The sequence below is a fragment of the Azospirillum sp. B4 genome (assembly GCF_000333275.1).
In the GTDB taxonomy this organism is placed as follows: domain Bacteria; phylum Pseudomonadota; class Alphaproteobacteria; order Azospirillales; family Azospirillaceae; genus Nitrospirillum.
Genome location: NZ_BACU01000409.1, coordinates 1 through 10,605, shown reverse-complemented (window position 1 = coordinate 10,605; position 10,605 = coordinate 1). Strand labels below are relative to the sequence as shown.

Annotated in this window: 10 protein-coding genes; 4 read left to right on the top strand and 6 right to left on the bottom strand. The window is 70.1% G+C overall.

Annotated elements, in window-relative coordinates; genetic code table 11:
• The 3 genes from I55_RS18225 to I55_RS18215 all read right to left on the bottom strand — a co-directional run.
• On the bottom strand, positions 1–1,221 hold a 1,221-nt coding region (locus tag I55_RS18225), incomplete at its 3' end, for a BatA domain-containing protein (RefSeq protein ID WP_044562002.1).
• A complete protein-coding gene (locus I55_RS18220; protein WP_044562007.1) occupies positions 1,221–2,222 on the bottom strand; it encodes a DUF58 domain-containing protein in 1,002 nt (333 codons plus the stop codon). The genes I55_RS18225 and I55_RS18220, both read right to left, overlap by 1 nt.
• The gene (locus tag I55_RS18215; protein WP_376739202.1) at positions 2,222–3,238 is read right to left on the bottom strand and encodes an AAA family ATPase; all 1,017 of its coding nucleotides are present in this window, start codon (positions 3,236–3,238) and stop codon (positions 2,222–2,224) included. Before I55_RS18215 ends, I55_RS18220 begins: the two co-directional genes overlap by 1 nt.
• Positions 3,239–3,415: 177 nt before the next feature.
• Between I55_RS18215 and I55_RS18210 the strand changes: the two genes are divergently transcribed.
• From I55_RS18210 to I55_RS18200, 3 genes are all read left to right on the top strand, one after another.
• Entirely contained in the window at positions 3,416–4,072 is a 657-nt protein-coding gene (locus tag I55_RS18210) for a DUF1285 domain-containing protein (protein ID WP_083901219.1), read from the top strand.
• On the top strand, positions 4,069–4,722 hold the full coding sequence (locus I55_RS18205) for a CoA pyrophosphatase (RefSeq protein ID WP_252181198.1): 654 nt from the start codon (positions 4,069–4,071) through the stop codon (positions 4,720–4,722). The genes I55_RS18210 and I55_RS18205 overlap by 4 nt, the downstream gene beginning before the upstream one ends.
• Before the next feature lie 135 nt (positions 4,723–4,857).
• The gene (locus tag I55_RS18200) at positions 4,858–6,096 is read left to right on the top strand and encodes a CCA tRNA nucleotidyltransferase (RefSeq protein ID WP_044562000.1); all 1,239 of its coding nucleotides are present in this window, start codon (positions 4,858–4,860) and stop codon (positions 6,094–6,096) included.
• Between the two features lie 173 nt (positions 6,097–6,269).
• On the opposite strand, the gene I55_RS18195 is transcribed toward I55_RS18200, so the two are convergent.
• The 3 genes from I55_RS18195 to I55_RS18185 form a co-directional block, all read right to left on the bottom strand.
• Positions 6,270–6,713: a cytochrome c gene (locus I55_RS18195; RefSeq protein ID WP_083901218.1), complete on the bottom strand. Its 444-nt coding sequence runs from the start codon at positions 6,711–6,713 to the stop codon at positions 6,270–6,272.
• Positions 6,714–6,741: 28 nt separating this feature from the next.
• Positions 6,742–8,313 (bottom strand): flavin monoamine oxidase family protein, encoded by a 1,572-nt coding sequence (locus I55_RS18190; protein ID WP_044561999.1) that lies wholly within the window; start codon positions 8,311–8,313, stop codon positions 6,742–6,744.
• 324 nt (positions 8,314–8,637) lie between these two features.
• Positions 8,638–9,624: a hypothetical protein gene (locus I55_RS18185; protein WP_148293820.1), complete on the bottom strand. Its 987-nt coding sequence runs from the start codon at positions 9,622–9,624 to the stop codon at positions 8,638–8,640.
• 220 nt (positions 9,625–9,844) lie between these two features.
• Here I55_RS18185 and I55_RS18180 point away from each other — a divergent pair.
• Positions 9,845–10,605, top strand: a 761-nt coding sequence (locus I55_RS18180; RefSeq protein WP_049974250.1) for a DUF4198 domain-containing protein, incomplete at its 3' end; no start/stop codon positions are given.

Below are 10,605 nucleotides of genomic sequence, written 5' to 3'. Positions count from 1 at the left end.
CCACCGGCGCCGTCTATGCGCCAGGCGGGTGCCACCGAAGCGCACCAGCACGCCGCCCTGGTCGATCCAGCGGGCCACGCGGCCGGTGTCGCCATCGCTCAACGCGCCCATGTCGGGCAGCACCAGGACGGAGACGCCGCCGTCCAGCAACGCCGGCACGGTGCCTCGCCGCACCTCGGCATAGGGGGCCAGCGCGCGGTCCAGGTAATAGAGGCTGGACAGCAGTGGCTGGCTGTCACCGCCGGGGCCGGCGGTGGCCAGGCCCACGGGGCGCCGGCGCCAGCGATCGTCCAGCAGCAGGGTGGCGCCAACGCCGGCGCGGTCTTCCATATGCAGGCGGACGGCGGCGTTGCGCAGTTCGCCCGGCAGGGTCAGGGGCAGCGTCAACTGGCGCTGGCCGGGGGTGAAGATGCCCTCCGCCCGGCCCAGGGCGCGGCCATCCTCGCCCAGCGCCTCCACGGCGATGGGCTGAGCCTGCGTTCCCTCCGCCCGCTCCACGGGAACCATCAAAGCGCCGGCGTCGCTGTTGGGCGCGCGCAGCAGCAGCGGGCCGTGGTCGGCGCCGGCGGTCATCACCGTGACGCGGCCCAGGGCGCGCAGGCGGGCGGCCAACGCCGCCACGCTGCCGTCGTTCAGGCCATCGGCCAGCCAGTAGCTGTCGGCGGTGACGCCGGCCAGGGGGCCGGTCTTCTGCGCGGTGTCCAGGGCCGCCAGGGCCGCGGCGCGATCGCTGGGCCAGGGCTGCGGCGCCAGGGCCTGCACCAGGCGGCGGGCGGCCGTCGCGCTCAGGGGGCCCTGCACCTGCGGCGTTTCCCCGGCGGCACTGGGGGCGGTGGCCAGCAGCAGGACGGGGCGGTTCTCACGCTCGGCCTGGGTCACCAGCCGGTCCAGCGCCTGCTGGCGGTCGGGCCAGTCGCGGCCGGCGGCCCAGCCGGTGTCGACCAGCAACAGCAGGGGCGCGCTGCCGGTGGCGGTGGCCGTGTCGGGATGCAGCAGGGGGCGGGCCAGACCGATGATCAGCAGGGCGCACAGCACCAGCCGCAGCAGCAGCAGCCACCAGGGGGTGCGCGCCGGCGTCTCCTCCCTGGCCGTCAGGCCCAGCAGCAGGCGCAGCGCCGGGAAGGTGACGCGTTTGGGGGCGGGCGGCGTCAGGCGCAGCAGCCACCACAGGCCCGGCAGCAGGACCAGGGCCCACAGCACCAGTGGGCTGACGAAGGCCATCAGGCGTCCCCCTCTGCCGCATGCGCCACGCCGGCATGGGCGGCGGCGCTCCGCACGCTCTCCTGCGACAGGGCGCCCCACAGGCCCAGCAGGGCGGTCTGCGGCGCCTTGTCGGTATGGTGCAGGGAAAAGGACCAGCCGCTGGCCCGGGCGATCTGCGCCAAGCCGGCGCGGTGGGCGGCCAGCCGCTCCTGATAGGCTTCCCGCAGGCCGTCCACCCGGGGCACCAGCAGGCGCTGGTCGCCCCCAAGGGCGCCTGGCACCGCCCGGAACTCGACCCGCCCGTCATAGGGCAGGGTTTCCTCCGCCGGGTCCAGGATCTGCAGCAGATGGCCGCGCACGCCATGGCCGGCATGGAAGGCGACGGCGGCCTGGATGTCCCCCAGCGGCGCCAGCAGGTCGCCCATCATCACCAGCCGGGCGTGGCGGGCCAGGGGAATCGAAGGGGGCAGGGCGGGCGACACGGGGGCCGGTGCCGCCTCCTTGCGGCCCAGCGCCAGGGCCAGCGGCTCCAGCGCCGGGCGGCCGGGAAGGGGGCGGGGGCCGCCCATCAGGCCCACGCGCTCGCCGCCGCGCACCAGCAGGCAGGCCAGCGCCAGGGCCAGCAGGTCCGCCCGCTCCCGCTTCAGCGGCAGCTGCGGGTCCGATCGCCAGTCCATGGACGGGCCGGCATCGCGCCACAGCCACACGGTCTGCGCCGCCTCCCACTCGTTCTCCCGGACATAGACATGGTCGCCCTTGGCCGACTGGCGCCAGTCGATCTGGTCGGTGTCGTCGCCCTGCTGATAGCGGCGGAATTGCCAGAAGGCCTCGCCCGTGCCTACGCGGCGGCGGCCGTGCAGGCCGGGTGACACCGTGGCGGCCACCCGCTCCGCCGCCACCAGCAGGGGCGGCAGGCGCTGGGCCAGGGCGTCGGCCCGGTCGCGCAGGCGGCTGGCAGCCTGTGCCGAATCCCGGGGGGGCACCGGGTCCCGGGGGGGCTTGGCGTTGGTGGTGGACATCAGGCCAGCGGCGCGCACAGGCGGTCGATGACGGCGTCCAGCGTGACGCCTTCCGCCCGGGCGCTGAAGTTCAACGCCATGCGGTGGCGCAGCACCGGCTTGGCCAGGGCCACCACGTCGTCCAGCGAGGGAGTGTAGCGCCCGTCCATCAGGGCGCGGGCGCGGCTGGCCAGCATCAGCGCCTGGGCCGCGCGGGGGCCAGGGCCCCAGGCGACGTGCCGGCGCACCTCCGCCACGTCGCTGGTTTCCGGCCGGCCGCTGCGCACCAGGTCCAGGATGCCGTCCACGATGCTGTCGCCCACCGGCACGCGGCGCACCAGCTCCTGTGCCGCCTGCAGCTCCGCCGCCGACAGCACGGGGGCCACGGGGTTGGACTCGGCGCCGGTGGTGGCGATCATCATCAGCCGCTCGGCGTCGCGCTCCGGATAGGTCACATCCACCTGCAGCAGGAAGCGGTCCAACTGCGCTTCCGGCAGGGGGTAGGTCCCTTCCTGCTCCAGCGGGTTCTGGGTGGCCAGCACGTGGAAGGGGCGGGGAAGCGGGTGGTAGTGGCCGGCGACCGACACCCGTCCTTCCTGCATGGCCTGCAGCAGGGCGGATTGGGTGCGCGGGCTGGCGCGGTTGATCTCATCGGCCATCAGCAGCTGGGCGAAGACGGGGCCGGGAATGAAGCGGAAGGCGCGGCGGCCGTGCTCCCCCTCTTCCAGCACTTCCGATCCCAGGATGTCGGCGGGCATCAGGTCGGGGGTGCACTGCACCCGGCGTTCATCCAGGCCCAGCACGATGCCCAGTGTCTCCACCAGCCGGGTCTTGGCCAGGCCTGGCACCCCCACCAGCAGCAGGTGGCCGCCGGCCAGCAGGGTGACGAGGCTGAGGTCGATCACCTCTTCCTGACCGAAGATGGCCTGGCCGATCATGGCGCGGACACGGGCCAGCTTCAGGCCGGTGTTCTCGATGTCCAGGGCCAGGCCCGCATCCGGGTAAACCTGGTCACGGGGCAGGTCGGTGATGCTCAACGCGGGGTCTCCCAAGAGTGCAATTGTTCACCAGCAATGCCAAAACGCCGGCTCCGGCCCTTTATGCCAGCCCCCTTTATGCTAGCTTTGTGGCCGAAATCGGAAAATTTTCCGGTCCAGGGCCTCGTCAGATTGGCTGATGGGGATGGGCCATTCGGCTTGATGGTTGATTGCGTCATGACGGAAAGCAAGCCCGATGCCGGTTCCGGAACCGGCCAGGACGCCGCGGACGGGGGTTCACCCGGCCCCGCCAGCGCCCCGGAAGGTCCCGCCGATCTGGCTGGCCTGAGGGCGGCGCGCGCCCATAACGGCGATGCCCCAGATACCCGGCCGGATGAGGGCCCAGATGAGGGCCCAGATGAGGGCTATGACATCCGCATCGCCCGCGACGGCACGTGGTTCTACCACGGCAGCCCCATCGGCCGCCTGCCTCTGGTCAAGCTGTTCTCCACCGTTCTCAGGCGGGACGAGGCCGGCGACTACTGGCTGGTCACCCCGGCGGAACGCGGGCGTATCCGGGTGGACGACGCGCCCTTCGTGGCCGTTGAGATGAGGCGCGAGGGGGAGGGCCGGAACCAGGCGTTGTCCTTCCGCACCAACCTGGACCACTGGGTGACGGCCGGGCCGGGGCATCCGATTCGGGTGGCGGTTGATCCCGTGACGGGGGAGCCCAGCCCCTACATCCACGTGCGCGGCGACATTGGCCGGGGGCTGGAGGCGCGGCTGAACCGCCCGGTCTTCTACGAACTGGCCGACATGGCGCTGGCGGCGGACGGCGATGGCCCCGCCGGCGTGTGGAGCCAGGGCGTGTTTTTCCCCCTGGAGGCGGCGTGACAACCGCGGCGGCGATCCGCCGCGTCTTCGCCGGTCGGCCAGGCGGGGGCCGGCACGAGGGGGCGTTCGCGTTCGAGGGGCCGGGCATCAATGCGCGGGGTGACCGCGACGGCAATGTTGCGGACGCCAGCGGCCTGTTCGACCCGCCGGCCACGGTGCGCGACGCCGCCGTGCTGGTGCCGCTGGTCGACCGGCCGGAGGGCGTCAGCGTGTTGCTGACCCAGCGCACCGCCCACCTGGCGGCCCACGGCGGCCAGATCAGCTTCCCCGGTGGCCGCGTGGAGCCGGAGGATACGGACGCCGTGGCCACCGCCTTGCGCGAGACGGAGGAGGAGGTGGGACTGCCGCCCACCCAGGTGGAGGTGGTGGGCAGGCTGGACACCTATCACACCCGCACCGGCTTTCGCGTGGTGCCGGTGGTGGGCCTGGTGCACCCGCCCTTCTTCCTGCAGCCCGACCCGTCGGAAGTGCAGGAGGTGTTCGAGGTGCCGCTGGCCTTCATCCTGGATCCCGGCAGCCGCCAGCGCCAGTCGCGGGAGTTCAAGGGCGCGCTCAGGCATTTCTGGGTCTTCCCCTACAATGAGCGTTACATCTGGGGGGCCACGGCGGGGATGCTGGTGAACCTGTGCGATGTGTTGGGGATGCCCTGACGCACCGCGCGGCACGGCCCGCCCGCCCCCATCCCATAGCTGTTGGCACGATGCGGCCGCAAGGGTGGGACGGCGGACGTTGCCCCCGCAGTCCGGGCTTGTTAAAATCGCAAGAGAATACAACCTAAAGGCGTCATGACTTCTGTTCGTACCCTGGTGCCCACGGGCCAGCTGGCCTCCGTGGCCAGCCGCCGCGTCCTGCAATCCCTGATGCGTACCGGGCAGGAGGCGCGGTTCGTCGGCGGCTGCGTGCGCGATTGCGTGCTGGAAATCCAGGCGGCGGACATCGACATCGCCACCCCCCTGCCGCCGGAAGAGGTGATGCGCCGGCTGAAGGCCGACGGCATCCGCGTCATTCCCACCGGCCTGAAGCACGGCACGGTCACGGCCATCGTCGGCAGCGAGACGTTCGAGATCACCACCCTGCGCCAGGATGTGGAAACCTTCGGCCGCAGCGCCCGGGTGGCCTTCACCGATGACTGGCTGGCCGATGCCGCCCGGCGCGACTTCACCTTCAACGCCATGTCGCTGACCGTGGATGGGGAACTGTACGACCCCTTCGGCGGTGTGGCCGACCTGACGGCGGGCCGCGTGCGCTTCATCGGCGACGCCGAGACCCGCATCCGCGAGGATGTGCTGCGCCTGCTGCGCTTCTTCCGCTTCTACGCCCGCCTGGGCAAGGGGGAGCCGGACAAGGCGGCCATGGCGGCCTGCACCCGCCTGGCGCCCCTGGTCAGTGGCCTGTCAGGGGAGCGGGTGCGGGATGAACTGCTGAAACTGCTGGCCACCGACCGCGCCGCCGACGTCTGGCGCATCATGGTGGACCAGGGGATCATGGCGCAGGTGCTGCCCCAGGCCATGGCCGTGGACCGCCTGGCGGCGCTGGACCGTCTGGAATGGATGGTGGGGGAGACGGAGCCGCTGGCCCGCCTGGCCGCCTTGCTGCCCGCCGGCCCGCTGGCCCACAGTGCTGCCGAGGCGGTGGCCGACCGGCTGCGCTTCTCCAACTTCCAGCGCGACCGGCTGGCGGCCATCGCCGCCCCGGTGGTGGATGTGCACCCCAACCTGCCGATCAAATCGCGACGCATCGCCCTGCACCGCCTGGGGCCGGAGATCTATCGCGCCGTGCTGCTGCTGGCGGCGGCGTCCATGGGCACGCCGGCGTTCGAGCTGTTCGAGCCGCTGGCCGAGGCCTCCGCCTGGCGGGAAATCCCATTCCCCCTGCGTGGCCAGGATGTCCTGGACAAGGGGGTGCCGGCGGGGCCGGAGGTCGGCCGCCTGATGGGGGAGGTGGAGCGCTGGTGGATCGCCCACGACTTCCAGCCCGACCGTGACGCCTGCCTGGCTGAACTGGGGCGCAGGCTGGCGGGTTAGGCCCGCAGGTGCCGGACGGCCACATCCGTGGCCTTGTGTCTTCCAAATCTTGGCTTGTCCTCGATTTTCAGTCCGCTCCGCTCCCCAAAAAGCTCCGGCGGACGCGGTCGCGTCCTCGTCGCTTCGCTCCCCGGAGAGTCTCGTAACCGTCCGGGGAGCGTGCCCTCAGGGCGTCAGCGCGCGGCCTTCACGTCCGCGACCGTCACCGTGTCACTGTAGTGGTTGCCGAAGTGCGTGCGGACGTAGTTGACCACCGCCGCCACCTGGTCGTCGTCCAGGAACTCCCCGATGGGCGGCATGGCCCTTTGGCCGTGCAGCACCATGGCGACGGGATAGCCCGCCGCCTCCAGGTTCGCGTTGCCCGCCAGCGCTGGATAGGTGCCGGCGCCGGTGGCACCCTTCGCATCCGGCATGTGGCAACCCTGGCATATGGCCTGGTACAGGGCGGCGCCATCCTTCTGGCCGAAATGGCGCGGGCTGGCGAAGGCGGCGGAACTGGCGTCCGACGCCTGGGCGTGGGCCGGGTGGGGCAGGGTGGCGCCGGCGATGGCGTAGAGCGCGGTCAGCAGCGCCGTCAGGCCGGCCGCCTTCACCGCGAAGGTCTTGCGTATCGTCATGGGATGCGTCTCTCGCTCAAGGGGACGGTCAGGCCGCCACGACCCGCTGGTGCAGCCGGGTGATGGCGTCGAGGGAGGACAGGATCGCCCCTTCCTGCCAGCCGGTGATGTAGCTGGCGTGTTCGCCCGCCAGCGCGATGCGCCCGTCCACCTGGCACAGGTCCTGGTAGTGCGCGGCCCGCGTCTCCTCGGTCCAGGAGGCATGACAGCCCAGGGTCCAGGGCACGCGGTGCCAGCCCACGGCCACGCCGTTGTCGAACTCCTTGGCGTACTGCGGGTGGATCTGGGCGCCGTAGGCCAGGGCGCGCTTGACGCGTTCCTCCGGGGGCAGGGCGGTGAACTCCATGGCGTAGGTGCCGAAGACGTAGGTGCCCAGCAGCACGCCCTTGCCCGGGCTGCCGTAGCCGCTATTGGGATAGCCGATCATGGCGATGGGCAGGTCGGTGAAACTGATGCCGCCGTAGATGGCCTCGTCCTGCTCCCAGAAGCGGCGCTTGAACTGCAGGCCCACCTTGGCCGCCGCCTCATAGGGCACGGCGCTGATGGCGTTGGCCATCTTGGCGCCCACGTTCAGCTTGATCTGGCCCAGCACCGACAGGGGAATGGTGCACAGGCACCAGTCGGCCTTGGCCGTCTGTGGCGCGCCGCCCTTCACCGTGTCGGTATAGGTGACCGTGACGCCGTGGTCGTCCTGGTGGATCTCCGTCACCTTGGTGTTGAAGCGGATCAGGTCCTTCACCTCGCGCGCCAAGGCGGCGGGGAACTGGTCCATGCCGCCCACCGGCTGGAAGATGGTGGACTGGAATTCATCACGCAGGCCCATGCCGAGATAGCGCCAGAGGCCGCCCTGCATCACATCGGTCAGGGACGCGGGCGTGGAGGGGACGGGGGCGCCGCCCACGCCGCCGCCCGGCGCCTTCTCATAGCCGCGCACATTGCTGGAATCGAGGCTGGCGGTATAGGCGTAGTTCTTGTCCAGGCCGCCCCAGGCGCGCAGCGATTCCAGCAGCTTTTCCTGGTCTTCCTTGGATACCGTGCCGTCCAGCGCCTTCTGCCCGGTCAGCTTGGCTAGCAGTTCCGCCACATGGCCGTGGTAATCGGCCTGGATCTCGCGGAAGCGCTGCGGCTTGCCGCCGTAGGCTTTGGCGGAGTGCAGATAGGCGTTGTAGTTGACCTGGTTGAACGGCTCCAGCGCCACGCCGTAGCGGTGGCAATAGTCCAGGACGGCGCGGTGGTGGTAGGGGATGCGCCAGGGGCCGGGGTTGACGTACAATCCCTTGTCAAAGCCCACCGTCTGCTTGAAGCCCCCCAGCTCGGTATAGGTGTCGCCGCCGCGCAGGCTCCAGCTGCGGCCGCCTGCCTTTTCCCGGTACTCCAGCACCTGGACCTTGTAGCCGGCCTTGCGCAGCTCGATCGCCGCCACCAGGCCCGCGACGCCCGCGCCCAGGATCAGGATGGAGGCGCCCTTGGCGTTGCCGTCCAGCTTGATGGGGCCCTTGTAGGTCGTCTCCGCCGCCAGGCCCATGCTGGTGGCCGCCTGGTACATCACGGCACTGCCCGCCATCGTCCCGATCAGGGTCAGCAGGTCGCGCCTTTTCATGCCACTCGAAACCATGCCCGTTCCGCCTCCATTATTTTTCTGAAGGGCGGCGAGTCTTCCCCATTCCGTTGTTCCGGCGGCATGCGTCGCGCCGGTTTCCTGTTCCGTGAGAGGTCTGGGCCGCCCTTGGACCATCCCACGCGCGAACGCGGGCGTTCAAGGCCGGAAACCAAGACAACTCATTGATTTTATTTAAGTCAGAGGCCAGTTTTTCTGAACTGTTCAGTGCTTTTGTAGGCGCCGCCGGCCCGGTGAAACCGTGCTCAATCGACCCGGAATCAGGGTTGCACGGGCCGGCGGGACTGTCAACGAGGCGGGGAGCCGTCAGCCGGCCAGCGTGGCGGCGTAGCTTTGAATTCCGCCGCTGGCCGGCTGATAGATGCCGATCAGCGTGTTGTCGAGGATGGAGTTGGCGGTGCAGAGACCGGTTGTGGCGGGGTTGGTGGTGGCGAACCAGCGGGCCTGGCCGAAGCCGCCGTCGGGTTGGCGGTCCACCTGGGCGAAGGCGGCGCCGGCATCGGTTGTCGCCGCCAGGGCATAGCCGTCGGGAACGCCGGTGATGCCTTCGAAATGGGTGATGACGCCGGGCTTTTCCTCGTAGCTCAACGCCGTCACGTGGCTGAGCGCGCCGGTGGCGGGGTCGTAGTCCACCAGCAGCCCGGCGTTCAGACCGGTGCCCTGCTTGTAACCGCCGGCCAGGGTGTAGGCGGCGGGCCCTTCGGCGCCGTTCTGCCAGACGCCGTACAGCGTGGCCAGGGCACCGATGTCCAGCACCTGATAGGCCCCTGTCTTGAGGTTGTAAATGAAGCCGTTGCCCGAGGCCGGCTGCCCTTCGACATCGTAATTGCCGACCACGATGTCACCCATGGTGCTATGCGGGATGGTGTTGGCCACGGTGCCGCCGGCCAGGTCCGAGGGCACATTGATCTGGGTCCAGGTGCCCGACCCGTCGGGGGCGCCCTGGTACATCATGCCATAGTCGCGCTCGCCGCCCTCGCTGTACTTGTAGCTGCCGACCGCCCGGATATCGCCCTGTCCCAGCGACGGATCGAACAGGGGGGTGTTGGGGCCGTAGAAGATGGAGGAGGTGACGGTCTGCCCGGGGAAGGTGGGCGTCAGGAAGATGTAGCCGTCGCTATCGGTGGGATATAGCGGTCCGCGATACAGCAGGCCTAGGGGCGAGCCGCCACCGCTGGGCTCATAGCTGCCGGTGATGACCACCGGATGGCCCTCACCGCCATCCTGGCGGATGCCGGTGACGGAATAGTTGGGGGCGAAGATGTCGTTGTAGGTCACAGTTGGCGCGCTCATAGGAATCTCCCGCCGGAGTTGTTGTGGTGATGCTGATATACACGATAGTTAAGGGCCATGTTTCTCTCTTAAGGGTAGTGGCTGGGCAAGCCGTTTCACATCCGCCCCTTCGCGATGGCGGGAGAGCGGTCACTTTTCTCCTTGCAAATGCGAATGACTCTCATTATTGGTGATGCCACACGCTGATGAACGCGGCTTGGGGGATGACGTGGCGATGGGAATGGGACGGAAAGGGGCCGCTGGTCTGGTGTCGGTGCTGGCGCTGACGGCGGGGATGTTGGCGGGGCGGGGCGTCCAGGCCCACACGCCCTACCTGCTGCCCAACCAGTTCGCTGTCACTGGCGCCCGTGACCATGTGACGGTCGAGTCCTCCTTCACCGAGGATTTCTTCACCCCCGACGTGGTCCTGCGCTCCGACGCCTTTGCCGTCGTGCTGCCGTCGGGTGCGGAGGAGAAGGCGTCGGTCACCTACCTGAGGGACATGGCGGTGTTCGAGGCCGCTCTGCCGGAGCCCGGCACCTACCGCCTGACGACGGGGGAGCGGCTGGGTCGCAAGGGGCGCATGGTCAAGGTCAACGGCGACTGGCGTGTCCTGGGCGAGGATGGCGACAAGACGCCGCCGGCGGGTGCCGAGGTGGTGGATTATCAAAGCGTCACCCGCGCCGACGCCTACGTCAGCAAGGGCGCGCCCACCACCGCGGTGGTGGCGCCCACCGGGCATGGGCTGGAGTTCGTGCCCCAGACCCACCCCAACCAGATCGACCGTTCCGCCGGCCTGGCGGTACGCGTCCTGTTCGATGGCAAGCCGCTGGCGGGTCAGACCCTCACCCTCTACCGCGCCGGCACCGCTTACGATGATGCGGGGCGCAAGGGCGTGGCCAACGTCACCAGCGGCGCTGACGGCACGGCGGTGCTTCGTCCCGACCGCCCGGGCCTGTACCTGGTGATGGGCCGGTATCGCACCCATGCCCCCGCCGGGTC